Annotated in this window: 19 protein-coding genes, 1 tRNA gene and 1 pseudogene; 11 read left to right on the forward strand and 10 right to left on the reverse strand. The window is 66.7% G+C overall.

The window, feature by feature from the left end; translation table 11 throughout:
• Positions 1 to 101: 101 nt before the first annotated feature.
• On the forward strand, positions 102 to 740 hold the full coding sequence (locus tag PV781_RS00665) for a GNAT family N-acetyltransferase (protein WP_274773723.1): 639 nt from the start codon (positions 102 to 104) through the stop codon (positions 738 to 740).
• A 137-nt stretch (positions 741 to 877) separates the two neighbouring features.
• Here PV781_RS00665 and PV781_RS00670 read toward each other — a convergent pair whose 3' ends face one another.
• The 6 genes from PV781_RS00670 to PV781_RS00695 all read right to left on the reverse strand — a co-directional run bounded on the left by PV781_RS00670 (position 878) and on the right by PV781_RS00695 (position 9,459).
• Complete coding sequence (locus PV781_RS00670) at positions 878 to 2,791, reverse strand: AsmA family protein (protein ID WP_274773724.1); 1,914 nt, start codon at positions 2,789 to 2,791, stop codon at positions 878 to 880.
• A 146-nt stretch (positions 2,792 to 2,937) separates the two neighbouring features.
• Complete coding sequence (locus PV781_RS00675; RefSeq protein ID WP_342455432.1) at positions 2,938 to 4,650, reverse strand: ABC transporter permease; 1,713 nt, start codon at positions 4,648 to 4,650, stop codon at positions 2,938 to 2,940.
• A gap of 14 nt (positions 4,651 to 4,664) precedes the next feature.
• A complete protein-coding gene (locus PV781_RS00680; protein ID WP_274773725.1) occupies positions 4,665 to 5,690 on the reverse strand; it encodes a Fe(3+) ABC transporter substrate-binding protein in 1,026 nt (341 codons plus the stop codon).
• Between the two features lie 267 nt (positions 5,691 to 5,957).
• On the reverse strand, positions 5,958 to 6,440 hold the full coding sequence (bfr, locus tag PV781_RS00685) for a bacterioferritin (RefSeq protein WP_209100366.1): 483 nt from the start codon (positions 6,438 to 6,440) through the stop codon (positions 5,958 to 5,960).
• 113 nt (positions 6,441 to 6,553) lie between these two features.
• The gene (locus PV781_RS00690; protein WP_274773726.1) at positions 6,554 to 6,790 is read right to left on the reverse strand and encodes a (2Fe-2S)-binding protein; all 237 of its coding nucleotides are present in this window, start codon (positions 6,788 to 6,790) and stop codon (positions 6,554 to 6,556) included.
• Between the two features lie 287 nt (positions 6,791 to 7,077).
• Positions 7,078 to 9,459, reverse strand: a complete 2,382-nt coding sequence (locus tag PV781_RS00695) for a PAS domain S-box protein (RefSeq protein ID WP_274773727.1) — start codon at positions 9,457 to 9,459, stop codon at positions 7,078 to 7,080.
• A gap of 224 nt (positions 9,460 to 9,683) precedes the next feature.
• On the opposite strand from PV781_RS00695, the gene PV781_RS00700 reads away from it, so the two are divergent.
• The 8 genes from PV781_RS00700 (at position 9,684) to PV781_RS00735 (ending at position 18,004) form a co-directional block, all read left to right on the forward strand.
• Entirely contained in the window at positions 9,684 to 10,229 is a 546-nt protein-coding gene (locus tag PV781_RS00700) for a phasin family protein (RefSeq protein ID WP_274773728.1), read from the forward strand.
• Between the two features lie 202 nt (positions 10,230 to 10,431).
• Positions 10,432 to 10,887 carry a phasin gene (locus PV781_RS00705; protein ID WP_274773729.1) on the forward strand — a complete coding sequence of 152 codons (456 nt, stop codon included), beginning with the start codon at positions 10,432 to 10,434 and terminating at the stop codon, positions 10,885 to 10,887.
• A gap of 268 nt (positions 10,888 to 11,155) precedes the next feature.
• Positions 11,156 to 12,178, forward strand: a complete 1,023-nt coding sequence (waaF, locus tag PV781_RS00710) for a lipopolysaccharide heptosyltransferase II (RefSeq protein WP_274773730.1) — start codon at positions 11,156 to 11,158, stop codon at positions 12,176 to 12,178.
• Positions 12,179 to 12,182: 4 nt separating this feature from the next.
• Positions 12,183 to 13,211, forward strand: coding sequence for a lipopolysaccharide heptosyltransferase I (gene waaC, locus PV781_RS00715; protein WP_274773731.1), 1,029 nt, complete (start codon positions 12,183 to 12,185; stop codon positions 13,209 to 13,211).
• A 76-nt stretch (positions 13,212 to 13,287) separates the two neighbouring features.
• Entirely contained in the window at positions 13,288 to 14,289 is a 1,002-nt protein-coding gene (gene rfaD / locus PV781_RS00720) for an ADP-glyceromanno-heptose 6-epimerase (protein ID WP_274773732.1), read from the forward strand.
• A gap of 26 nt (positions 14,290 to 14,315) precedes the next feature.
• A complete protein-coding gene (gene rfaE1, locus PV781_RS00725; RefSeq protein WP_274773733.1) occupies positions 14,316 to 15,755 on the forward strand; it encodes a D-glycero-beta-D-manno-heptose-7-phosphate kinase in 1,440 nt (479 codons plus the stop codon).
• A gap of 139 nt (positions 15,756 to 15,894) precedes the next feature.
• On the forward strand, positions 15,895 to 16,434 hold the full coding sequence (cobU, locus tag PV781_RS00730) for a bifunctional adenosylcobinamide kinase/adenosylcobinamide-phosphate guanylyltransferase (protein ID WP_274773734.1): 540 nt from the start codon (positions 15,895 to 15,897) through the stop codon (positions 16,432 to 16,434).
• Positions 16,435 to 16,654: 220 nt separating this feature from the next.
• Positions 16,655 to 18,004 carry a UDP-glucose dehydrogenase family protein gene (locus PV781_RS00735; protein ID WP_274773735.1) on the forward strand — a complete coding sequence of 450 codons (1,350 nt, stop codon included), beginning with the start codon at positions 16,655 to 16,657 and terminating at the stop codon, positions 18,002 to 18,004.
• 714 nt (positions 18,005 to 18,718) lie between these two features.
• On the opposite strand, the gene PV781_RS00740 is transcribed toward PV781_RS00735, so the two are convergent.
• Both PV781_RS00740 and PV781_RS00745 read right to left on the reverse strand, forming a co-directional pair.
• Positions 18,719 to 19,522 carry an MBL fold metallo-hydrolase gene (locus tag PV781_RS00740; RefSeq protein ID WP_274773736.1) on the reverse strand — a complete coding sequence of 268 codons (804 nt, stop codon included), beginning with the start codon at positions 19,520 to 19,522 and terminating at the stop codon, positions 18,719 to 18,721.
• A gap of 322 nt (positions 19,523 to 19,844) precedes the next feature.
• Positions 19,845 to 19,922: transfer RNA gene (locus PV781_RS00745), tRNA-Pro, on the reverse strand.
• Positions 19,923 to 20,098: 176 nt separating this feature from the next.
• On the opposite strand from PV781_RS00745, the gene PV781_RS00750 reads away from it, so the two are divergent.
• Together PV781_RS00750 and PV781_RS00755 are read left to right on the forward strand one after the other, a co-directional pair.
• A complete protein-coding gene (locus PV781_RS00750; protein WP_274773737.1) occupies positions 20,099 to 21,757 on the forward strand; it encodes a Na/Pi cotransporter family protein in 1,659 nt (552 codons plus the stop codon).
• A 221-nt stretch (positions 21,758 to 21,978) separates the two neighbouring features.
• Positions 21,979 to 22,434, forward strand: a complete 456-nt coding sequence (locus PV781_RS00755) for a septal ring lytic transglycosylase RlpA family protein (RefSeq protein WP_342455433.1) — start codon at positions 21,979 to 21,981, stop codon at positions 22,432 to 22,434.
• Positions 22,435 to 23,837: 1,403 nt separating this feature from the next.
• Here PV781_RS00755 and PV781_RS00760 read toward each other — a convergent pair.
• A pseudogene (locus tag PV781_RS00760) lies at positions 23,838 to 24,111 on the reverse strand (MerR family transcriptional regulator); the annotation flags it as partial.
• 17 nt (positions 24,112 to 24,128) lie between these two features.
• Positions 24,129 to 24,446 carry an integration host factor subunit alpha gene (locus PV781_RS00765; RefSeq protein WP_274773738.1) on the reverse strand — a complete coding sequence of 106 codons (318 nt, stop codon included), beginning with the start codon at positions 24,444 to 24,446 and terminating at the stop codon, positions 24,129 to 24,131.
• Positions 24,447 to 24,496 lie beyond the last annotated feature (50 nt).

Raw genomic sequence — 24,496 nt, forward strand, 5'->3', positions numbered from 1 at the left:
GGGCCGGTCGTCTTTTTGGCGTAAGGTGCTGTTGCTGCTGGCGCTCGCGAGAGTGCGCGCAGCTCCGGCATTGTTCAAAGTCGCTGGCACGAGCCCCGTCCATGTGGTTCCTGAGGACCGTCTTCGGCAATGAAGTGCTTCCCGTGATCCCGGGGCGCGGCGTCTATCTGCGGGTGCCGCAGATGCAGGACTACCCCGCCTGGCGCGACCTAAGGGAAGAGAGCCGCGCGTTCCTCACGCCGTGGGAGCCCCTCTGGCCGGCGGATGACCTCACCCGCACCGCCTTTCGCCACCGCCTGCGCCGCTATGCGCGGGACATGATGTCCGACGAGGCCTACCCGCTTTTCATCTTCCATGAGCGCGACCACGTCCTCTTGGGTGGCCTGACCCTGTCCAACGTCCGCCGGGGCGTGTGCCAGGCGGCGAGCCTCGGCTATTGGATGGGCGCGCCCTATGCGGGCAAGGGCTATATGCGGGCGGCGGTGAGCGCGGTCCTTCCTGTGGCCTATGAAGCGCTCCGCCTGCGCCGGATCGAGGCCGCGTGCATGACCAACAATATGGCGTCCATCCATCTGCTCGAACGGCTGGGCTTCATCCGCGAGGGCTATGCCCGCCAATATCTGTGCATCAACGGCAATTGGGAGGATCATTTCCTCTTCGCCCGCCTGGCCAGCGATCCCCCGGCGGAGCTGGCGGCGTCCTTGAACGGGCGCACGCGGCAATCCCAGCCGGCACAGTGAGTCCTGACCTTATGGCGGAGGATGAGCGGCAGGATTCGCTCAGAACCTCAAGAGCTCCAATCAAGCCTTTGGATTCGCACGCGTTTTAAGTCTCATCGTCACCACTTCACTGGGGCGAGGGCGCCTTTGTCGTGGCGTCAGTTCCCTGCCTTTGCCGGCACGGGGGGCAAGGCGGAGGGCTTGGCCAATTGCTCGATCACCGAGCGCACCGCCGCCTCCCCATTGGTCCGGTTGCGCACGGCCTCGAGCAAGGGTTGGGCGGCCCCGGAGCGACGGATCAGCATCTGGGGATCCAGCACCACGAAGGCACCGCTCCAGGGACCCTGCACCATGAAGGGCAGGTCGAAGTCGGGCTTGGGGCGCTCCGCCCCCGTGGCGGGCGCTGGCGAGAGCAGGATGGCTTCGCCCTTCAGGTCGATCTCCCGCCGGGCCACCGACACATTGCCGGCGAGACTCAGGCTGACCTGCTTTCCGCGGATGGATGCCTCTTCGATGGTGGCTGTCCCGCCGTCGAGACGGATCTTCGCGGCCAAGGTGTCATAGGCGGTCTTTCCGCCGCGCAGATCGCCGCCGCCGGACAGGGGGCGCCGCTCGATCCGATTCAGCACCTGCGCGACGTCGATGCCCAGCACCGCGCCATTGGCACCGGTCAGTTCGATATGGCCATTCAGGGACTGGGCGATGTCGAGAATGCTTACCCCCGATCCTTCCAGCTGCACTTCCAGGTCGCCGGTACCGTCCAGACGGCGGACACCCATAATGTCATCCAGGGCAGGCAGCAGAGCCACCTTGTTGCCTTCCGCCTCGGCCCGCACCAGGGCGCCGCCATTGGCGTTCGGCCCGACTGAGAGCGAGGCGCGGATGTCCCCACCCCAGGCCTGTGCCGTGCCAACAGCAACCGTCAGCCGGCCGGAGCGGATCATGGCGCTCGTGGCGACTCGTTCGAACGTGCTCGCATCAGCCGTCACCGAAGCGGCCGAGAACCGCAGGTCGAGATCGAGCCGATTGAGGGTCCTCAGGTCGAGCGGCGTACGGTCCCACACATTGGTGGCGCTGTCGGCGAGGATCATGCGCCCATAAGGCGTGACATCGAGGCGGTCGGTGGCGAACGTACCCTGGATTGTGGGATGCCCGGCTTCCAGCTTGGCGCTCAAGGCGCCCTCGGTCTGGTTGCCGTCCAGCTTCAGAGTGACGGCGGTAAAGGCGGCCGAATCCTCAGTGGCTTGAACCTTGCCGGAAAAAGCGAAGTGCTTCAGCCCGCCGGCGGTGGGCGGCTCGACGCCGATCCAGGTGAGCAGCCCCCGCAGCGATGGGGTCTCGCCGGAGACATCGCCCGTCGCGCCCGGCTTGCGCCCGCCGGAGGCCGTGCCACGAAAGCGCGCCCAGGAGCCGCCGGTGGCCAGTTCGACGCGGGTGTCCGCAGCCTTGCCGGTCAGAAAATCCAGGACATTGGCGATGGAAATGCGGGCCTCGCATTCCACATCCCGCCAGATGAAGGCAGCCGAAAGGGAAGCGCCCGCGCCGCCCGCGGTGCGCACCAGGCGCGCATCGATGCCGTTGATGATTTCCCGCGTCAGCCCGTCGCGCGAGCGCAGGACAACGGTGCCCTTCGTCAGCCTCAGTTCCGGCGCGTCCTTGGCCACCACCAGCGCAGCCACGGCCACGGGCGGCGCGGAAGCGGTGGAGGTTACGACGAGGGTTGGTCGTTCCAGCGCGACGTCGGCCACCTCGATGCGACCCACCAGAAGCGGCATCAGCTTGAGATTGGCGACGGCGCCCTCGGCATCCAGCGTCCCGCCGCCGGGCAAGGGAAACACCACCCGGGTGAGATGCACCTGGGGGAGAGGGAAGAGCTTGAACTCGGCCTCGCCATCGAGGGCCGCCATCTGCCCCGTCGCCTGCATGATGGCGTCGGTCGAGAGACGGCGCAGGTCGCTCTTGGACACCAGCATCGGCACGAAGGCCATGGCTGCAAGGAGCGCGAGCGCGAGGCCACCGATCACCGCAGCCGAAATGGCCAGGGCGCGGCGAGCCGTGTCTTGGAATGTCACCACCAGATCTTCCGGTCTTCGGTCAGACAGGACCGCGCTCAGCCAACGACTCGCCCCCGTTTGCCTGAGTGGTTTCCCGTGTTGCAAAGACTTTCCAGGCGGTCTGTGTCGGTTTCAAGGCTGGACGGGCTTTGCAGGCGATCGGGCTAGTTGCTGGCAGAGCCCTGTTGCAGGGAGGCATCACTTGGCTGGGGGCGGCGGGAGAGGCGCGCGAGGAGGAGAACCGGGCCGAGGCCCACTAGGATGATGGCGAGGGCAGCCAGTGCGCCGTCCTCATAGGTGCCGCGGGCCGCCTCTCCATAAATATGCGTGGCGAGCGTCTCGACCCCGAGGGGACGCAGCAACAAGGTGGCGGGCAATTCCTTCATGCCGTCCACGAAAACGATCAAAGCGGCCGTTGCCGCCGCCGGGCGCAGGAGAGGCAGGTGAATGCGGTTGATCACCCGGGCGCGGGTGGAGCCCAGGCTGCGCGCCGCCATGTCCAGGTGCAGGGACATTTTGGCGTAGCCCGCCTCCAGGCCGCCAATGGGAATGGACAGGAAGCGGACGGCATATGCGATCACCAGCGCCGCCCCTGAGCCGGACAGGAGAAGGCCCGTGCCGGTGCCTGTCATCTCCACCATGAAGCCGTTGATCAGATTGTCGAAACCGGCCATGGGCGTCAGCAGCCCGATGGCCAGCACCGTTCCCGGGATCGCATAGCCGGTGGAGGCAAGCCGCGCCAGCGCGGGTACGAGGGGCCCGCGGGACAGGCGCAGGGCCACCGCGACCACCGCTCCCAGCGCCAGGGCCAGCAGCGTGCCCCCGCCCGCCAGCACCGCGCTGTTGCGCGCTTCTGCCCACAGCGAGGCGGGGATGCCATTGATGCCCAGGCGGGTTCCTGCGGCATGGGCGAGATGAAGCACCGGGACGATGAAGCCCAGCGTCAGCGGCAGGAGGCAGGCAGCGATCGCGCCTGCCGCCTGGACACCCGTCAGGCGCAAGGCGGGCCGGCTCCGGCCAGATCCGGCGCCCACATAGCGGGCCCCCTTTCGCGCCACCCGCTCCGCGGCGATGAGCCCGAGGACCACCACCAGCATCACGAGGGCGATCTGGGCCGCGCCCGGCAGGTTCGAGCGGTTCACCCAGGTGGCGTAGATGGACACGGTCAAGGTCCGCATGCCGAGGAACTCGGATGCACCGATGTCGCCGAGAACTTCCAGGAGGGCGAGCGTGACTCCGGCCACGATGGCCGGGCGCGCCAGGGGCAGGGCGATGCGCATGGCGGTCCGCCACGGTCCGGCCCCCAGCGTGCGGGCCACTTCCAGCACCGCCGCCGACTGCATCATGAAGCTCGCCCGGGCGGACAGGTAGACATAAGGATAGAGCACGCACGACAGCACGAAGATGCACCCGCCCGCCGAGCGCAGATCCGGCAGGCGCAGGCCCCGCGGGCTTGAAATGCCCAGCAGCCATCGAATGGCGCTCTGGACGGGCCCGAGCGGGTGCAGAATGTCGAGATAGGAATAAGCGACGATGTAGCCGGGAACGGCCAGCGGGAGCAGCAAGGCCCAATCGAGGGTCCGCCGACCGGGAAAATCGCAGGTGGAGACGAGCCAGGCGCACGGCACCGCGACGAGGACGGTGAGCACCCCCACACCCAGGAGCAAGGTGCCGGTCTGGACCATTGCCTCCGGCAGCACATGGGCGATCAGGTGCGGCCACAAATCGCCGGAGCCCTGAGCCGCGATGGCGATCAGGGCTCCAACCGGAAGGCACACGACAGCCGCCACCAGCCCCGCCGCCAGGACCAACCCGTTGAGCCGGGTGGGGCGAGAATGGGCCGAGCGGGCCCGACCGGGAGCGGCTGTCACTGTCACGCGGGAGGCGTCGTTCAGCTGTCGAAGCCGACCTTGTCGATGAGTTCGCTCGCCTTCTTGCGTGCCTTGGCAATGTCGACGATGGAGATGGGATCCACCTTCAGCGGGCCAAGCTCGGCAATCAGCGGGTCAACCGCAGCGCTGGGAAGCACCGGATACTCGAAATTCTGCTTGGCATAGAGCGCCTGCATCTGCGGCGACACGGCAAATTCGAGCAGCTTGATGGCGTTGGCCTTATTGGGAGCATTCTTGGCCACGGCGGCGCCCGACACGTTCACATGGGTTCCGCCGCCCTCGAAGGTCGGCATCACCACGGTGATGGCCTCGCCCCACTTCTTCTGCTCCGGGTTGCCCTGGCGCATCAGGGCCACATAATAGGAATTGCCGATCGCCAGGTCGCAGATCCCGCCGAGAATGTCTCGCGCGCCTTCGCGATCGCCACCGGTGGCCTTGCGGGCGAGGTTGGATTTCAGACCGCGCAGCCAGGCTTCGGTCTTTGCCTCGCCGTGATGGACGAGATAGGCGGCCGTGAGCGCCACATTGTAGGGATGCTGGCCCGACCGAATGCAGATCTTGCCCTTCCACTTGGGATCGGCGAGGTCCTCGTAGTGGAAGTCGGCCAGCATGGGGCCGTCCTTGGTCTCGTAGACCAGCCGGGCGCGCATGGAGAGGGCATACCAATTGCCCTGCGGGTCCCGAAGGTTGGCGGGAACGGCGGCGGTGAGCACGGAGCTCGTCACCGGCTGGGTGACGCCAGCCTCCACCACGTCGAGAAGGTTGCCCGCGTCCACGGTCATAAGCACGTCGGCGGGGGACGCGGCGCCCTCAGCCTTGACGCGCTCGGCCAGGCCGTCCTTCACGAACACGCTGTTGACCTTGATGCCGGTTTCCTTGGTGAACGCCTCGAACAGCGGCGCTGCCAAGCCCGGCTCGCGGGTGGTGTAGACATTCACCACCTCTTCCGCAAAGGAAGGCGCCGAAACGAAGCAGAGAGAGACGCCAGCGGCAAGAACAGAGCGCAGCAGGAGCGGCTTCAGCATGAGGTCCTCCGTCGCCCGCAGATTTTTTGTGTTGCGGGACTGTAACCAGGAAGACCGGCTAACGCGTGGCCACGCTTTGCGTCAATGAAAATACAAGTGTGGCCAATAGGTTAGATTTTCTCTAAAAAGCGAGGCTTCGCGTCCTTGAGAAGGCTCTGGCGCAGGCCAAAGGTGACCTCGCGGAGTCAACACGCTGCCGGATAAAGAAAAAGGCCCGTGCATCACTGCCCGGGCCTCTCTGTCACCTGAGCCTTTTCAGGCAGAGGATCAATCCTCTTCAAGCTCGCCAATGTGGTGCTGGGCGTAGAGCTGCACGCCGAGCTTGGCCACGAGGTCGAGCTGGGTCTCGAGGAAGTCGATGTGACCTTCCTCGTCCGTCATCAGTTCCTCGAACAGGTCACGGCTCGGGAAGTCCTTGACCGTCTGGCAGTAGGCGGCGGCCTCCTGGTAGAGGGCGCGGGCGCCTTCTTCGGCGGCAAGATCGGCTTCCAGGATTTCCTTGATATCCTGGCCAATCCGCAGCGGGTCCAGAACCTGCATGTTCGGGAAGCCGTCGAGGAACAGGATGCGGTCAACGAACTTGTCCGCGTGCACCATCTCCTCGATGGACTCGGCGCGCCACTTCTTGGCCAGCGCCTTGTAGCCCCAATTGTCGAGCATGCGGTAGTGCAACCAATACTGGTTGATCGCGGTCAGTTCTGAACGCAGGCCCCGATTGAGGTATTCGATGACCTTCGCATCACCCTTCATGATCGCCGACTCCTTTTGCGGGCCCGAAAGGCCCCCGGCTTGTCTGGAAACAGAGTTAGAGGAATTCTAATCTAAGCGCAAGATGTCACCCGCTGTGCGCGAGACGGCGCACCTCACTCGGCCGCGAGCATGCGGGTGGAGAGATTGGCGGCGGGGCATTCCACCGGGCAAGCGGCGCATGACCCCTGAACCTGATCGAGAATGGCGCGGATGGTCCGGGCGCAGCGTCCGCACTGGGGCGCGCAGCCGAGACACCGATACACCTCACCGGGCGAGCGCACCCCCTCCGTGGACGCGACCGCATCGCGCACCTGATGATCGGAGAATACGTTGCACGAACAGACGATCATCGCTTTCCGGGCTCGCCGATGTTTAGATACATTCTAAACACTCTCTTTGACGCTCATTTACGCAGAACTGGCCGCGCATCGTCAATGGTACGCCGTGCCACATGGGCATCAAACGACGCATTTTCGAGCCTGGAAACGCTACATTCTAATAATTCTACTCTGGAGCCCTCGTAGGAATACGTAGAATTTCGGAGGGGGTGAGCAGGTGCAGCGCGTCGGGGAAGGCAGGCGAGCGTCCTCGCCCCGCGCGGCCGGGCAACAGATCCAGAATATCGCGGGAAGGCGACTCAGGCGGGAAAGGAAACGTCCACCAGCACGCCCCCGCCGGTGCCCCGCTGCAGGGACATGGTGCCGCCTTCCGCCCGCACGAGGGCCGACAGGCGGGCGAACCGGAATGGCAGGCCTGCGGCGCTGAAGCGGTCGCTCACGGGGGCGCTGGCGAGGGCATTTAGGGCCTGGGCAATTTCAGGTTCGGAGAGGGCATCTCCGGCATCGCGAACCCGCAGCAGCACCGCCGGTCCGTCCTGACGGATCGAGACCATCACCTGGCCACCCACCGGGGTGGCGCGGATCGCCTCTTCGAGGAGGAGGCGCACGACATATTCCAGCGCTGCCTTGCGGGTGGCGCAGGCGAGGGTCGGCGGCACGTCGCGGCGAACCAGGACGCGGCGGCGCTTGATGATGTCGCCCAGATGGGCCAGGGCTGCGTCGAGCACCTGCGGAAGATCCACCCGCTCCGGCTCGCCGAGAGGCGAAGCGGGGAAGAGATGTTCCACATCCTCCAGAACGGCCAGGAGATGCTGCCCGGCCAATTGCGCAGCTTCCGCGTGCTTGGCATAGCGTGCATTGCCGACCGGGCCGAAGGTGGACGAGCGAACCGCATCCACGAAGCCGAGTATGGACGTCAAGGGCGTGCGAATGGCGTGCGACATGCGGCGCGCCAGCGCGTCCACGGCCGCGCGCCCGGCCGGTGCATCCAGCGCATCGGCGCGGCCGCCACCCGCCACTGGGCCGGGGAGGGAGGAGGAGGCGCTTTCGGTTGCCGGCCGCAGGACGAGGCAATAACGCTGCGCCTCGCTGGCGACCCGCGCCAGCGTCGCCGCCATCTGCACGTCGCCCCCCTTGCGCGAGCGCACGGTCAACACAGCGCTGCAGGGAAGGGGGGGCTCCTGCAGGGCCGCCTCATCCAGCAATTGCACGGCCCGGCTCTGACTGTGCGTTGCAAACAGCGCGGTAAAGGGTTCGCCGCGCAGGTCTTCCCGGGGAAATCCGGCGTACCGGCCCACGGTTTCGTTGGCCTCGGCGATGGCGCCCGCCCGGTCCAAGAGAACGACGCCCACAGGAATGAGATCCAGGGTCTGCTGGAGGGCATTCGTCGCGGCGACCTCGTTCCCGGGAGGCGCATCGTCGAGCCGGCGCACCACATGGACAAGCGCCGGCCGCCCCGCCCAAGTGGCGGATACGACCCGAACCTCCACCGGCAATTCCGCGCCCTCATTGGTCCTCAGGCACAGCGGCTTGACCGCATCCGGGCGCGACAGGCGCGGAGGCAGTCCGCCGGCGGCCTCGAAATCGTCCATACTCGCATCGCCGCACCAGGACAGCAGCGTCCGGTTCACGCGCACCAGCTCACCCTGCTGATGCACGACCACGCCGAGCGGCAGGCGGTCGAGGACCCCTTCCTCGCCATCGGTGGAACTGCCCTGACCAATGGGTGGGGCTTCGTTCACATCCGGGAGCGGCGGTGCGTCCCCGGTTTTTTGCCAGGAATCGATGGCGTCATGGAGGGTCCGCGCGATCTCGTGAAAGGCGGTGCGCTCGCGGGGTGTGAGGCTTCCTCCACGCAGCGGAACGACATTGGGCGCATGGAGGACATCCGGCGGGGAAAAAGGCGTGGCGGCTTCCGGTTCTGCCGCCCCACCCTCCGGCACTGCCGGCGGCAGGCTTGGCTCGCCTGGTGCACCTTGGACGGCGGGCGTGCCCCAGAACTGTCCGAAGCCGCGTGTGCCCGTTTGCAGGCGCGACGCAGAAAAGAGGGCCACGCCGCCGAGCCTTAAGCGCCCCGCATGGCCTTCCAAGGCAATGTCGGAAAAGGTGGTCTGGGACGAGAGGGCCGTTTCCAGCGTGTCGCCACCGGAAAAACCGAGGTCGGTCAGCAGCGGAACGAATGGCTGCCCTGTCCAGTCGCCCAAGGGAAGCGCAGCGCGAAAGCTCTCGGAGAGCCGGGTCAGGCGGCCCGCGGCATCCACCTCCCAGGTGAAGCGCACGGCGCGCGGCTCACCGCCCCCCGTGCGGCGCGGCTCCGACGAAGCCACCGCAGTGCCCTGCGCGGAAGTGCTGAGGCTCCGAGGGTCTGCAAACATCACAAACTGGCCGGTGGGGGTGAGAATCGAGCGGCAGGAGAATAGCTGCGGCTCGGGCGACAGGGGGAGAGAAATTCGCTCCTGAGAAGCCGCCTCATGATCGCGTGCGGCGATACGGCGCGCCAGCTCGGCGGCGGCGTTGGGCAAAGGCTGGTGGGGGGCGAGGCCGAGCGGCGAGCAAGCTTGGGTCGCCGCCACCAGTTCGCCCTGCGGCAGGGCAACGACGAAAGACGGCAAATCCTCCCGGTGCAGGGGCGCGAACACCGGATCGTTCAGCGGTAGCGTACGGATGGTAGGTTCGCTCATCGCTCCGTCTATTGCACGTTCCGTGCCCCTCAAGCCATTTCCTCATAATCGGTGGGCGTTTTTGTGCGTCCCAGCCTAAGGTTGTGGCAGGCAATTCTTAATATCGCGGCAATTGCCGCTGGTGTTGCAATCTTTCTCATTGCGACGGCCCCATGTGGCATGACTAAAATCAGGACGGAGCGGCTGTTCCCCGCTGACCGCCCCATGCCCGAGGAGTGACGACGATGACTGCGAAATTCGGTCCCGACCTCGAATTGCCGCCCGAGTTGCGGGCCCTTGCCGAAAAGAATGTGGCCCAGGCCCGCCAGGCCTTCGACACGCTGTTCGACACCGCGCGCACGGCGGTGGGAGAATCGGAGGGCCGCCTGGAGGAAGTGCGCACCGGCGTGAAGGAACTGCGCCAGAAGACACTGGGCCTTGTAGAAGCCAACGTCGCCGCCTCCTTCGATTTCCTGGGCAAGCTGGTCCAGGCCAAGAGCCCCCAGGAGGTCTTCACCCTCCAGGCGGAGTTCCTGAAGAAGCAGGTGGAAGCGGTGGCGACCCAGGCCGCTTCGCTCAGCAATGATGCCCGCTCGCTGGGCGAATCCACCGCCCGCACCCTTGATGAGCATGCCCGCGCCCTGGCCGAGCGGGTCCAGGCCCTCGGAACCGCCGCCGCGCAGCAGGCCAAGACCGCCGCGGAAGAGTTCCAGGCAACGGCCTTCAAGACCGCCAAGGAAGCGGCGGAAAAGGCCACCAAGGCGCCGTCGGGGTCCGATCAGACCTACTGAGACCCTGAGCCGGCATTCCTTCTCCCGCAGGTGCGATAAAATCGATTGTGCGGCGCAAAAATCATTTTGTGCCGCACACTTGGTGCGATATGATCCGATAGAGGTTGACGATCGGGTCCCGTCCATCCTGGATTTCACATTTCAGGCGTGGGTTTGGGCATGCGGATCGCAGTCAGGGGTTTGTTACCGCACCGAGGAAGCCATGAACGAATTCACCAAAGCGTTCCAGGACCAGATGGCCGCTGCCAGCGGCGCCTTCGGCAAGTTCGAGGTTCCCGCGCCGTTCCGTGATTTCGCGGAGAAGAGCGTGGTCGCGGCGCGCGGCAATTACGAGAAGTTCAAGTCCGCTGCCGAGCAGACCACCGAGGCCTTCGAGGGCACCTATTCCACCGCCACCAAGGGCGTTGCGGAATACAATGTGAAGTCGCTCGAGATCCTGCGCACGAATGTGAATTCCGCGTTCGATTTCTTCGCGTCCGTGCTGGGCGCCAAGTCCACCGCCGAGGCGGTCGAGCTGTCCACCACGCACCTGCGCCAGCAGTATGAGAGCCTCCAGGCCCAGGCCAAGGAACTCTCCGCCCTGGCCCAGAAGATCGCGACGGAAAGCTCCGAGCCGATCAAGTCCACAGTTGAGAAGACCTTCAACAAGGCGGCCTGACGCCTTCGCTTCTCGGCGCTTTCAAGGGAAGGGCATCGGCGCAGGCCGGTGCCCTTCTTTTTTGCTCGGCACATCGGCGCAGCCGCTTCCCATCTCTCGCGCCTCTGTCATACACCCCGCGCGTCGCCCGCCCCCTGCGCATGGCTTGTACCTCGCTTGGTTCGAGCGCCTTGACGCGGGCGCGTCCCCTTGCCAAGAGGGCGAGGAAGGGGCCCGCAGGGTGCCGCGGTGCACCGTGGCGATGCCCGGAAGGTCGGGTCGAGATTCCATGCGTGCATTCGGTTCCGTATCGCCCATCCTGCTTGTCGGCCCGTCCTGGGTCGGCGACATGGTGATGGCTGCGAGCCTGATCGAGAGCCTCAGGGTCCGGGATCCCGGCCGCCCGGTGGATGTGATCGCCCCGCCCGCCGCCCTTCCCATCGCGCGCCTCATCCGGGGCGTCCGCCGCACCATTCCTCTGGGCCTTGGCCATGGGGAACTGGGTCTGATGGCCCGCTGGCGGGCCGGCAGGGCCTTGCGGGGAGAAGGCTATGGCACGGCCATCATCCTGCCGAGGGCGTTCAAGGCCGCCATCGTGCCGTTCGCCGCCCGCATTCCGGAGCGCATCGGCTATGCCGCCGAGGGCCGCAGCCTGCTGCTGACGGAGGCGCGGGACGACAGCGCCCGCAAGACCGCGCGCACCATTGACCGGTTCGTGGCTCTCGGTGCCCCCCGCGGGGACCAGATGACCGCGCCGCGTCCCCGCCTCGTTCTGCCCGATGGTGCGCGGGAGGCGGCGGAAGGCCGGTTTCCCTTGGCCGGGGAGGGGCCTGTGATGGCCCTGTGTCCTGGCGCGGAATATGGGCCGGCCAAGCGGTGGCCGGCGGAAAAGTTTGGTCGGCTGGCGGCCACGGCGGTCGCCGCCGGCTATCGGGTGCGCCTCTTCGGCGGCCCGAAGGATGCGCCCATCGCGGAAGAGATCGCCCGCGTCGCTGGCGTACCCGTGGACAATCTTGCCGGTCGCACCAGCCTCATCGAGGCGGCGGCGCTGCTGGCGGCCTCCGACGTGGTGGTGTCCAACGATTCCGGCCTCATGCATGTGGCCGGCGCGCTCGATCGTCCTCTGGTGGTGCTCTACGGCTCCAGCTCCGAGAAGATGACGCCGCCCACCGCTCCGAAGGCCCTGGTCGTCTCCCACGATCTGCCCTGCCGGCCCTGCTTCAAGCGGGAATGCCCGCTGGGCACGCTCGCCTGCTTCGAGGCCATCACCCCGGCCGAGGTGATGGCCGCCGCCGTTCGCGTGCGGGCGTGAGGCCATGAAGATCCTGGTGGTGAAGCTGTCCTCGCTCGGGGATGTGGTGCACACCTTCCCGGCGCTCACCGATGCATGCCGCCGCATTCCCGGTCTCGTCGCGGACTGGGCGGTCGAGGAAGCGTTCGTGCCCCTCGTGAAGCTGCACCCGGCGGTGCGGCGGGCCATTCCGGTGCCGCTGCGCCGCCTGCGCAAGGCGCCGTTCGCCGCCTGGCGCAACGGCGACTGGTCCCGCCTCGGCGACGCCCTGTCGGCGGAGCCCTATGACGCGGTGATTGACGCCCAGGGGCTGGTCAAGAGCGCCCTGGTCGCCCGCCGGGCGCGCGGAACACGCTCCGGCTTCGACCGGTCCAGCGCGCGGGAGGGCCTGGCCAGCCTCTTCTATGACCGCACCTTCTCCATTCCCGAAGTGGAGCATATGGCGCTGCGGATCCGCCGCCTGTTTGCCGGCGCGCTCTCCTATGATCTGAATGGCCTGCCCATCGATGCCGGGCTTTCGGTTGCGCCGGCGCCGGGCGTGCGTCCCTATCTGATGCTGCTGCATGGCACCACCTGGCCCACCAAGACCTGGACCGTCGCCCATTGGCGCGCGCTGGCCACGCTTGCGGACAAGGCCGGCTTCGATTGCCGCCTGTTCGCGCAAGGCGAGGTGGAGAGCCGGCGCGCTGCCGCCATCGCGGAGGGCCTGCCGGGAATCGAGATCGTGCCGCCGGGTCCGCTGGACCAGCTTGTTCCCGTCCTGGCCGGTGCGGCGGGCGTGGTGAGCGTGGATTCAGGCCTCGGCCACATGGCGGCCGCCCTCGGCCTGCCGACGGTGGGCCTCTATGGCCCCACCGACACGCGCCTCACTGGCCTCTACGGCCCCAAAGTGCTGGAATTGCGCTCCTTCCGGCCCTGCGCGCCCTGCGAGAAGGCACGCTGCCGCATCGCGCCGGAAACGGTGGAAGGCCCGCCATGCCTTGCCGACCACAAGGCGCAGGATGCATGGCGCGCGCTCAATGTGCTCCGCCTCGGGCACGCCGAGGGACGGTAACCTCCGCCAGTCCCGCTCTGGACAAGCCCCGTCGTCGCGTGGCACAGGGACCGCCTTGTTTTCCGGGAGCCGTCTTATGTCCCGTCCGCTCGTCCGCGACACCGTCCTCGTCACCGGCGGGGCGGGGTTCATCGGCGCCAACATCGCCCGCGCCTTTGCGTCCGAAGGGGCGCGCGTGGTGGTGGCGGACTGGCTGGAGGACGGCCCGAAATGGCGCAACATCTCCGACATCCTGCTGGATGACGTGATCCGTCCCGAAGCGACGCTGGACTTCCTGGAGCGCGAGGCGGGCCGAGTGGCGCTGGTGGTCCATATGGGCGCCATCTCCGCCACCACCGAGCGGGACGGGGACCGCATCGTCGCCCGCAACATCCGACCGACGCTGGATCTGTGGGCGTTGTGCGCGCGCAAGGGCCTGCGCTTCATCTATGCCTCCTCCGCCGCCACCTATGGCGACGGCGCCGGCGGATTCACGGACGACCAGAGCCCCGCCGCGCTCGCCGCTCAGGTCCCGCTCAATGCCTATGGCTGGAGCAAGCTGATGGCCGACCGCCGTTTCGTGGCGGACGTGGAGGCCGGGCGCCCGACGCCGCCCCAGTGGGCGGGCCTGCGCTTCTTCAATGTCTATGGTCCGCGCGAGGACCATAAGGCCGACATGCGCTCGGTCATCAACAAGATCTACCCCACCGCCCGGGATGGCGGCGCGGTGACGCTCTTCAAGTCCCATGTGCCCCAATATGAGGATGGCGGCCAGCTGCGCGACTTCGTCTATGTCGGCGATTGCGTGGACGTGGTGCGCTGGCTGTTCGAGACGCCCTCTGTCTCTGGCATCTTCAATGTGGGCACGGGCGCCGCCCGCAGCTTCGCCGACCTTGCGCGGGCGGTCTTTTCCGCGGTGGGGCAGCCGGCCCGCATCGATTATGTGGACATGCCGGAGAGCATCCGCAACGCCTATCAGTATTTCACGCAGGCGGACATGACCAAGCTCAGGGCCGCCGGCTACGATCGGCCCTTCACGGCGCTGGAGGAGGGGGTCCGGCGCTACGTCACCGAATATCTGCGCGGCCGCAACGCCTGACGGCGCGACCATCTAAAGGCTCGCTCATGCTGACGCAAAACCCGCCGGGACCCGTCGCCATCATCGGCGATGTCATGGTGGACCATTACATTTCCGGCTCGGTTTCCCGCGTTTCGCCGGAGGCGCCGGTGCCGGTGCTGGTGCATGGCGTCGAGCGCATCGTGCCCGGCGGTGCCGCCAACGTGGCGGCGAATGCGGCGGCCCTCGGCGCTCCCGTATATCTGGTGGGACTCGTGGGCGATGACAGCCGGGCAGGGGACCTGCGCACCGCCCTCGCCCGCCATCCCGCCATTGATCTGTCCGGCCTTGTCGCCGATCCGAACCGGCCGACCATCACCAAGACGCGCGTGATGAGCGGACGCCAGCAGATCGTACGCATCGATGCCGAGGACACCCGCGCGCCCGACGCGGCCGTGATCGCCGCGCTGATCGCAGCCGCGGAGGCTGCCATCGCCCGTGCGGCGGTGGTGATCCTCTCCGACTATGCCAAAGGCGTGCTGGGCGATGCGGTCATCGCGGCGGCCATGGCGGCGGCGCAGGCGCGCGGAATACCGGTCATCGTCGATCCCAAGCGCCGCACTTTCGAGGCCTATCGCGGTGCCCAACTCGTCACGCCCAACCGGCGAGAGCTGGCCGAGGCCACCGGGCTCGCCGACGACACGGATGCCCAGGCGGCCGAGGCGGCGGCAGCGGCGGCGGCGCAATTCGGCGGCGACGTGCTGGTGACCCGTGCGGAAAAAGGCATGACCCTGTGGCGCCGCTCCGGCAGCGTGCTCCACATTCCCGCCCAGGCCCGGGAGGTGTTCGACGTCTCCGGTGCCGGCGACACGGTGCTGGCGGCGCTCGGCATGTCGCTCGCCTGCGGCCAGCCGCTGGAAGTGGCGGTGCGTATCGCCAATGCGGCCGCCGCCCTGGCGGTGGCCAAGCTCGGCACCGCCGTGGTCACGCGCGCGGAATTGGCGCAAGTGCTCGAACAGTCCCTCGAGACGACGGTGCCCCCCGGCGCCTGCGTCACCCGGGGCGAAGCGCAGGAGATCGTCGCGCGCTGGAAGGCCAGCGGCGCGCGGGTGGTCTTTACCAATGGCTGCTTCGACCTGATCCATCCCGGCCATGTGGCCATGCTGGAGGCCGCCGCGCGCGAAGGCGACCGCCTGGTGGTGGGTCTGAACTCCGACGCCTCGGTCCAGCGCCTGAAGGGCCCCACCCGTCCGGTCCAGGACGAGGCGGCGCGGGCGCGGGTCATGGGCGCCATGCGGTGCGTTGACCTGGTGGTCGTGTTCGACGAGGACACGCCGCTGGAGACCATCGTGGCCCTGATGCCGGATGTGCTGGTGAAGGGCGCCGACTATCGCCCGGAGGACGTGGTGGGCGCCAAGGAGGTGACGGCCGCCGGGGGACGCCTGGTGCTCGCCGACCTGGTGGCGGGGCGTTCCACCTCCGCGCTTGTGGCCAAGGCGCGCAGCTAATCTAGAGCCGCTAACAGGGCAGGTGAGGAGCGGCGTCCGACGTCTCGCCTGCTTCCCGCAAGGCACTGAAATCACGCGAATGTCCTGCGGGCGCGGGATGTCGCGTACGACTCAAGTGAAGCATCAGGTGGGGCATGGCATGATCGCAGGCGAAAATCCCCATCTCATCTTCGTGCTGGGCGGCGCGCGGTCCGGCAAGAGCGGATACGCCCTGAGGCTGGTGGAGCAGCTGCCCGGCCCCTATGCCTTCCTCGCCACCGCCGAAGCCTATGATGCGGAGATGGCGGATCGCATCGCCCGCCACCGCGCCGAGCGCGGGCCGCAGTGGATCACCCACGACGCGCCGCTGGATCTGGCCGGGGTCCTGCGAGCCCTGCCGCAGGATCGGCCAGCCCTGATAGATTGCCTGACTTTGTGGCTTTCCAATCACTTGCTGGCCGATGCTGACCTGGAAGATCAGGCGGAGTGCCTTTCGGAGGCCCTTGCACAGCGCACCGCTCCCACCGTGGTGGTGTCCAACGAGGTGGGGCTCGGCATCGTCCCCGACAATGCGCTGGCCCGCCGGTTCCGGGATGCGGCCGGGCGCTTGAACCAGCAGGTGGCGCGGCAGGCGAGGGCGGTCGTTTTCATGGTGGCGGGCCTGCCTCTATTCCCGAAGGGATGCCCCGACTGGACTTGACTACCGCCGCCTTAAGGCGCCTGGAAGAGCTGGAGCGTGACGCGGATGCAGCATGACGACCAGGCATGGATGAGCCGGCGCAGGATCTGAGGCCTGCGGCCATTGTAATCTTCGGCCAGAATTTTTCATCTTGCAGCGCATCAAGTCGCGGGTGCGCAGCGCTCAAAGCGCGTATAAAGAAACGACGCACCTTCCAGCGATCAAGGATGATGGGTCTACCATGCGCGTTGCGATGATTGGGACAGGGTATGTGGGGCTGGTTTCCGGCGCGTGCTTTGCCGATTTCGGCCATCACGTTACCTGCATCGACAAGGACGCTCGCAAGATCGCCATGCTCGAAGAGGGCAAGATCCCGATTTTCGAGCCGGGCCTGGACGAGCTTGTGCACCGCAACGTGGCGGCCGGCCGCCTGAAGTTCGCCATCGACCTGACCGAGGCGGTCCGCTCCGCCGACGCCGTCTTTATCGCAGTCGGCACGCCGTCCCGCCGTGGCGACGGCCATGCGGACCTGTCCTATGTCTATGCCGCCGCCCGCGAGATCGCGAGCGTTGCCGAGGGCTATACGGTGGTGGTCACCAAGTCGACCGTGCCGGTGGGCACCGGCGACGAGGTGGAGCGCATCATCCGCGAGACCCGTCCCGAGGCGGACATTTCGGTGGTCTCCAACCCCGAATTCCTGCGCGAAGGCGCCGCCATCGAAGACTTCAAGCGTCCCGACCGCGTGGTGGTGGGAACCGAGGAGCCGCGTGCGAAGGAGGTCATGAGCGGCCTCTATCGTCCGCTGTCGCTCAACAACCTGCCGATCCTCTTCACCAGCCGCCGCACGTCCGAGCTGATCAAATATGCCGGTAACGCCTTCCTGGCGATGAAGATCACCTTCATCAACGAAATGGCGGACCTGTGCGAGCAGGTCGGCGCGAACGTGCAGGAAGTGGCGCGGGGCATCGGCCTCGACAACCGGATCGGTTCCAAGTTCCTGCATGCCGGCCCGGGCTATGGCGGGTCCTGCTTCCCGAAGGACACGCTGGCGCTCACCCGCACCGCCCAGCAGGCTGGAACCCCGCTGCGCATCATCGAAACGGTGGTGACCGTCAACGAAGTGCGCAAGATGGCCATGAGCCGCAAGGTGGTCAACGCGCTCGGCGGCGACGTGCGCGGCAAGACCGCGGCCATATTGGGCCTCACCTTCAAGCCCAACACCGACGATATGCGCGACAGCCCGGCCATCTCCATCATCAACGCGCTGATGGATCGCGGCATGAAGGTACGCGCCTACGATCCGGAAGGCATGGACGAGGCCCGCAAGGTTCTGCCCGTGGGCGTGGAATACGGGGCAGGGCCCTATGAGATTGCCGAGGGCGCCGACTGCCTGGTGATCGTGACCGAATGGGACGCCTTCCGCGCCCTGGATCTCGACCGCCTGAAGGAGATCCTGAATCACCCGATCATCATCGACCTGCGGAACATCTACCGCCCGGACGAGATGGAAAAGGCCGGCTTCATCTATGAGAGCGTGGGCCGGCCCCAGGGCGAAAAAACCTCTGCCGCGACCCTGACCGCCGCCGAGTGATTGGAGGGCCGGTCGGGCCTGTGAAGATGGATTGAGGCCTCCGCCTGCGGGCGGAGGCCTTTTTTTGCGCCTCACGCGCAAACGCACTGGCGACACCGTGTGTAGGCACGGCGAAGGGGCCGAAAACCGCAAAAAATGGTCTTCCTGGCGGTGGTCCATTCCAACGCCGCCCGCAATGTTGTCCATGCAGCGGCGGGTTGACCTCTTAAGGTCTGGTCATGCACGGGGCGGCCATGGCCATCTCTACCGCTTCGCCGTGTGGCGCGAACCCGGCTGGCCAGGGCAGGGCACCTCGACTGGATGCAAGGGTTCAAACAGGAGGCGTCGGGCCATGGGGTCTAGGTCGAATTCGCAGAAGAGATATTATGGAACATTCTTCCTTACCCGGATCGTCCATGTCGGCTCTGCGTTGGAGGGACGGAAGCCGGCGGAGGTGCTGCGCACGCCGAACTCCCTTCGCAACCGGTTTCCCGGTCGCTGAGGCGCCTCCGACGAAGACCGGGATCTGTCTCTAAGCGAGACGAAGACAGCGCCGGCGGGTTGCCGGGAGAGCGTGGCGCTGGCCAGCGGCCAGTGGCCCAGGGAGCGAGCGGCAGCGGCGCTCTCGTATGCCGGGCTGTGACCGTCCTGCACTCTGACGCCGCCGGGCCGAGCGCCAACAATGCTGGCGCGTTGCTCCGGGAAAAGACGGTGGATCGGCGGAGGTGGCCGCTCTCACCCCGCTGGGGTGGAGAAGGACATCATGTCGTAGGCGGGTTCGACATTCTCAGGCACCACGCTGGCGACGGCCGCATAGTCCAGGTCCGTGTGCAGGTTGGTCAGGATGGCGCGTCGGGGCTTCATCAACGCCACATGATCCAGCGCCTCGCCCAGGGTGAAATGGCTGGGGTGGGGATGCTCGCGCAGCGCATCGATGATCCACACATCGAGCCCCGCCAGATGCTTCAGGCTGTTCTCGGGAAAGGCGTTCACGTCGCTGGAATAGGCCACGTCGGCAAAGCGGAAGCCGAAGGAATCGATCTCGCCATGGCGCTGGCGGAACGGAAGGGCAATGATCGGCCCGCCTGCCCCATCCACCTGGATCGGCCTGCCCTCATGGAAGCGATGTTCGGTGAGAATGGGCGGATAGACGCCGCCGGGAGGGGTTTGGAAGCAATAGCCGAAGCGCTGATGCAGCGCCTTGGAGGTCTCCTCATCCAGGAACACGTCCAGGCGCTTCCGGTGCATGATGGCCAGGGGCCTCAGGTCGTCAATGCCATGGGTGTGGTCCGCATGCTCGTGGGTGATGAGCACGCCATCCAGCTGGGTCACGCCCGCATCCAGCAATTGTTCCCGCAGGTCCGGAGAGGTGTCGACGAGGACCGTCGTGACGCCATCTGGACCCCGGCGCCGCACCAGCAGGGAGCAGCGACGACGGCGGTTTCGTGGGTTGGTGGGGTCGCACGCGCCCCATCCCTGCCCCACCCGAGGCACGCCGCCAGAGGAACCGCATCCGAGAATCGTGAAGTCCAGCGTCATGCCTGTGCTCGATCCCCCGAGGGCGCCAACCACCCCTCCCACGTCGACGTGGCCCGGACAGCTTTCGCCCGTGGGCGAACGCGCCGTGGTGCCGCAAAGCCGCCTGCGCAAAGCCAGCTGCACCACGCCCGCCAGTTCGCGCGGTGTCACTCTAGAGCAGGCAGCGATCGACCCGCAATGCGGCGCGGCCCGCCCTCCCCTGCCCGCACGGCATCCAAGACCGCCGTAGCCTTCCCGAGCCCTGCGCCATCCGACGCCAGGCCTCAAAAACACGAAAAGCGCCATGTGGCGCTCTCGTGCTTCGATTTTTCAAGGATTTGAGTGGTCGGAGCGAGAGGATTTGAACCTCCGACCCCTAGTCCCCCAGACTAGTGCGCTAACCGGGCTGCGCTACGCTCCGACGTGGAGGCGGGTATTAGACCATGATCGGGAGGACGACAAGCCCTCTGACGCACATCTGCGTCCTAGCCTGTGCACAACCGGGGGGCGGATGGGGGTGCGCGTGCCTTTCGCCGTTTGACCTTGCTGCGCCGCATGCAATGGTCGCACCCATCCTAGGACGAGCCGAGCGTGGCCATGCCCTTTCCTGTCACCCTCCTCGATCTGGCCGGCTGCATCGCGCTGCTCCTGTGGGGCACGCACATGGTGCAGAGCGGCGTGATGCGTGCCTTCGGGCCCCGTCTGCGCACGGTGCTCGCGGGCGCGCTGAAGACGCGCTTCCATGCCTTCTTCGCGGGCCTGGGGGTGACGGCCATCCTGCAGAGCAGCACCGCCACCGGCCTTATGGTGGCGGGATTCGCCGCCACGGGCGTGGTGGACCTGGTGCCGGCGCTGGCGGTGATGCTGGGGGCGAATGTGGGCACCACGCTGGTGGTGCAGGTGCTCTCCTTCGACGTGGCTGCGGTCGCGCCGGCGCTCATCCTGGTGGGCGTGGTGCTCTATCGCCGCGCGGCCTCCGGCATGCCGCGCGACCTGGGCAAGGTGCTGGTGGGCCTCGGCCTGATGCTCATGTCCCTGCACCGCCTCATCGAGCTGATCACGCCCTATGAGGATGCGCCCAACCTGCGTCTGCTCATGGGCGCCATTTCCACCGCGCCCTTCGTCGCCATGCTGGCGGCAGCGCTCCTGACCTGGGTGGCCCATTCCTCGGTCGCCATCGTGCTGCTGGCCATGTCGCTGGCGAGCAAGGGCGTGGTGCCGCCGGAAGCGGCCTTTGCCATGGTTCTGGGTGCCAATCTCGGCAGCGCGCTCAATCCGGTCCTGGAGGCCTCCAGCGGCCTCGATCCCTCGTCCCGCCGCATGCCCGTCGGCAATCTGATCAATCGCCTGGTGGGCGTGGTGGTGGTGCTCGCCTTGCTCGATCCCATTTCGCAGGTGTTCGTCACCTACCAGGCGGACATTGCGCGCGGCGTCGCCGACTTCCACACCCTGTTCAACCTGGTGCTGGCAGTCGCCTTCCTGCCGTTCCTGAAGCCGTTCTCACAGATGCTCAAGCACCTGTTCCCCAACAAGGCCGCCGAGGCGGATCCCGCCCAGCCGCTTTACCTCAACCCGGCCGCCATCGAGACGCCGGTGGTGGCGCTCGGCAATGCGGCGCGCGAAAGCCTCCGCCTCGCCGACACCCTGGAGACCATGATCCAGTGCACGCGCCTCGCCATCGAGAAGGACACGGGCAACCGCCTGGATGAGGCGCGTCGGCTGGACGATGTGCTGGATAGCCTCACCGGATCGATCCGCACCTATCTTCTGTCCCTCGATCCGGAGACGTTGAGCGACAGCGACCAGCGCCGGGTGGAAGAAATCCTGGCTTTCGTCACCAATATGGAACAGGCCGGAGACGTGATCGACACCAGCCTGCTGACCCTCGCCTATAAACGCCTGAAGCGCGGCATCCCCTTTTCCGCCGAGGCCAGGGGGGATCTGGGACAGGTGTTTGACCGGTTAACGGCCAACCTGCGCACCGCGGCTGCTCTTTTCGTGACGGATGATCCCCGTGCGGCGCGATTGTTGGCGGCGGAAAAGACCATCTTCCGCGACCTGGAAAGCAAGGCCAATCAAGAGCATCTGGCCCGCCTTCGCGCCGGGGGGACGGCGGCTGCGGAAGCCATGGCGATGCAACTGGACGTGGTGCGCGACCTCAAGCGGATCAACGCGCATCTGGTCACGGGCACTGCTTATCCGGTTCTTGAGCGCGGTGGAGAGTTGTTGACTACGCGTGTACAGGGCGTCGAGTAATAAGTAGTATCGAAGAATAGATCAGATCCCTCAAATGTAATCGGATGAGCCGTTAACTTATTGTGTGATATTCAGGCAACAGACCTTCCGTAAGGCCAGAAGAATGGTGCCAATCCGGCGCAAAGGCTCCGCCTGCCATTATTCTGCTTCACCCGCGTGACAATGCTGCCGCATTGCACGGTCATTCGACGATCTCCCACAACAACATGGAGGTCGAGGGTATGGAGTTACGGAAGGGGTTTTTGCTCGGATTTTTCGCGATCGCCGCGAGCACCGCCGCCCACCCAGCCAAGGCCGATTCCGAACAGACCGGAATCGCTTCATATTACTGGCAAGGGCGTGGCACGGCCAGCGGTGAGCGCTTCAATCCGGGTGCCCTGACTGCGGCCCACCGTTCCCTGCCATTCAACACAAAGGTCAAAGTTACCAATCTGAGAAACGGGAAGACGGTCATCGTTCGCATCAATGACCGGGGTCCCTTTGTCCGTGGGCGCATCATCGACGTGTCGCGCGCCGCGGCCAGCCAACTGGGCTTCACCGGCCACGGCCTGACCAAGGTCAAGGTCGCAGTGGTGCGGGAGGAAGCCCCGACCTTCAACCTCTTCGGCGCGACTGCGTCCGCCCAGAAGGGAGAGAAGGGACAGCGGACCGCTTCTGCGGACCCTTCTTCCGATTGATCTCTCGATCCTCCAGCGCCGGATGCTCCGGATGTGCCGTGCGGGACCTGACCGGTCTGGCCTTCCCCCTCCGTCCCTGACCTCGACCACCCGCTGACCGCCGACCGCGGCTCAGCTGCACCTTTCAGAGGGCGACCGGAACGCCGTTTCGGTCGCCCCTCTTTTATGCCCTCAAGACCTGCGCCCGGCAGACGGGTCGAGCACTTGGTCGAGAAGGCGACGGCATTCGCCCAGTTCGTGCAGCGCGCTCTGGAGGCGGCTCACGTCTTCCCGCGACAGCACGGGCACCGCACCGGGCGCCGCCAGGCGTGGGTCGGATCGCAAGTGCGGCGGCAGATACTGCTCGGGCGGCCCGCGGCGCGCATCTGAACGCGGCACATGTGTGCCATCGGGCGCATAGGCCTCGCGCGGCTCGAAATCGCCTTCGCCGTCCTCGTAAATTTCTTCCGGCGGTGCGTGCAGCGGCCCGCGATGGGGCCGGCCGCTTTCCGCGCCTGTCCAGGGATCGGCGGCGGAGCCGGCCCAGGGGTCGGCGGCCCGGGGCGCGCTCGCCGGCGGAGGCGCTGGAAGCGGATGGGGCGTGAACACCGGCTCTTCCCGCTCCTTCATGCGACGAATGCGAGCGTCCAGAGGCTCGGAAATCTGCTGGGCTGGCGGCTCAAGAGGCTCATCGTCAAAGAACGGGAGCAGGGGATCTTCCAGTTCCGGCACCGGAGGCGGCTCGGGCGTCCGGGCGGCGGGGCCCCGGCTCGGGCGGCGAGGCGGAATGGGCGCCGCTGCCGCCGGCCGCACAGGGGCGACCGAGGGGGCTGGCGGCAGCGGCGTGAAGTCCGGCGCGTCATACCCATAGCCGTCATCGACGTCGGGTTGCGCGTCATGGCCGTAGGCAGCACCCTCACCCGGATCGGAAAACCGGAACTGCTCCGGCGGCTCAGCCTCGAAGCGCGGCTCCACACGAGGTTCCATCCGTGGCGGAGCGGCATGGCCGTGGGCGGAGCTTTGGACGTGGCCCGCATGCGGCGGGGTGTAGTCCAACGGGCCGCTGCCGCGCCCGGCGCCGGGCGCCGGTTCGTCATAGCGGTCGTGCGCCCGATAATAGGTGTCCTCCGCGTCCTCATCTTCGAAAGCCGGGGGCGCGGCAGAACGCGGGGCCGGACGCTCGTCGGCATGACGACGTGGCGCCTCCAACCCGGGCTCCACCCGAGGCGCCGTGCGGAACCCCTCCTCCATGAACGGAAGGGGCGGCTCCTCCAGGGGGTCGTAATCGGGCTGCGGTTGCGGCGCCTTGCGGCCGGGGATCAGGCCGAGCAGGCCGCCCACCATGCCGCCACGGGGCTTGCGCGGTATGCTGTCTTCCGGTTCCGAAGATTGAATGGGCGCACCGTCGGCCTCGACCCCGATCCCCTGGACATGGCGAATGCCCTGATCCTTCAGGATCTTCTGCACACCCTTGATGGTGTAGCCTTCGCCATAGAGCAGGTGCTGGATGCCGCGCAGCAGGACGATGTCGTCCGGGCGATAGAAGCGCCGCCCGCCGGCGCGCTTCACAGGGCGGATCTGGCTGAACTTGGTTTCCCAGAAGCGCAACACATGCTGGGGAAGGCCGAGCTCATCCGCCACTTCGCTGATGGTGCGGAAGGCGTCCGGAGATTTGTCGGCTGTCCTTGCGTCCGGCACGTCCCGCCCGATCCCGATCAGTCGCTGTCTTGCTCGTCCGATGTGCGCCCGTTGATGCGATTCTTCAAGATGCTGGACGGCTTGAAGACCATCACGCGGCGCGGTTCGATGGGGACTTCCTCGCCGGTCTTGGGATTGCGGCCGATCCGCTGCCCCTTGGAGCGGACGACGAACGAGCCGAACGAGGACAGCTTCACTGTTTCGCCCCGGGCGAGACAGTCGGCAATTTCCTTCAGGACGGACTCGACGAGGGCCGCAGACTCGGTTCGGGAAAGCCCAACCTGCTGGTACACGGCCTCGCAAAGATCAGCACGCGTGACGGTCCGACCAGCCATGTGTCTCCCCGGCCCCAAGAGAGTTATGATGGAACGACCCTATCGACTTT

It is taken from the genome of Aquabacter sediminis (genome assembly GCF_028863665.1).
Lineage (GTDB): Bacteria > Pseudomonadota > Alphaproteobacteria > Rhizobiales > Xanthobacteraceae > L1I39.

Coding starts and splice junctions, on each gene's coding strand:
- PV781_RS00680 (WP_274773725.1), bottom strand. CDS start 5,690: ATGCTGAAGCCGCTCCTGCTGCGCTCTGTTCTTGCCGCTGGCGTCTCT.
- PV781_RS00700 (WP_274773728.1), top strand. CDS start 9,684: ATGACTGCGAAATTCGGTCCCGACCTCGAATTGCCGCCCGAGTTGCGG.
- rfaD (WP_274773732.1), top strand. CDS start 13,288: ATGTCCCGTCCGCTCGTCCGCGACACCGTCCTCGTCACCGGCGGGGCG.
- waaC (WP_274773731.1), top strand. CDS start 12,183: ATGAAGATCCTGGTGGTGAAGCTGTCCTCGCTCGGGGATGTGGTGCAC.
- waaF (WP_274773730.1), top strand. CDS start 11,156: ATGCGTGCATTCGGTTCCGTATCGCCCATCCTGCTTGTCGGCCCGTCC.
- PV781_RS00735 (WP_274773735.1), top strand. CDS start 16,655: ATGCGCGTTGCGATGATTGGGACAGGGTATGTGGGGCTGGTTTCCGGC.
- PV781_RS00695 (WP_274773727.1), bottom strand. CDS start 9,459: ATGAGCGAACCTACCATCCGTACGCTACCGCTGAACGATCCGGTGTTC.
- PV781_RS00690 (WP_274773726.1), bottom strand. CDS start 6,790: ATGATCGTCTGTTCGTGCAACGTATTCTCCGATCATCAGGTGCGCGAT.
- rfaE1 (WP_274773733.1), top strand. CDS start 14,316: ATGCTGACGCAAAACCCGCCGGGACCCGTCGCCATCATCGGCGATGTC.
- PV781_RS00740 (WP_274773736.1), bottom strand. CDS start 19,522: ATGACGCTGGACTTCACGATTCTCGGATGCGGTTCCTCTGGCGGCGTG.
- PV781_RS00755 (WP_342455433.1), top strand. CDS start 21,979: ATGGAGTTACGGAAGGGGTTTTTGCTCGGATTTTTCGCGATCGCCGCG.
- PV781_RS00665 (WP_274773723.1), top strand. CDS start 102: ATGTGGTTCCTGAGGACCGTCTTCGGCAATGAAGTGCTTCCCGTGATC.
- bfr (WP_209100366.1), bottom strand. CDS start 6,440: ATGAAGGGTGATGCGAAGGTCATCGAATACCTCAATCGGGGCCTGCGT.
- PV781_RS00750 (WP_274773737.1), top strand. CDS start 20,099: ATGCCCTTTCCTGTCACCCTCCTCGATCTGGCCGGCTGCATCGCGCTG.
- PV781_RS00705 (WP_274773729.1), top strand. CDS start 10,432: ATGAACGAATTCACCAAAGCGTTCCAGGACCAGATGGCCGCTGCCAGC.
- PV781_RS00765 (WP_274773738.1), bottom strand. CDS start 24,446: ATGGCTGGTCGGACCGTCACGCGTGCTGATCTTTGCGAGGCCGTGTAC.
- cobU (WP_274773734.1), top strand. CDS start 15,895: ATGATCGCAGGCGAAAATCCCCATCTCATCTTCGTGCTGGGCGGCGCG.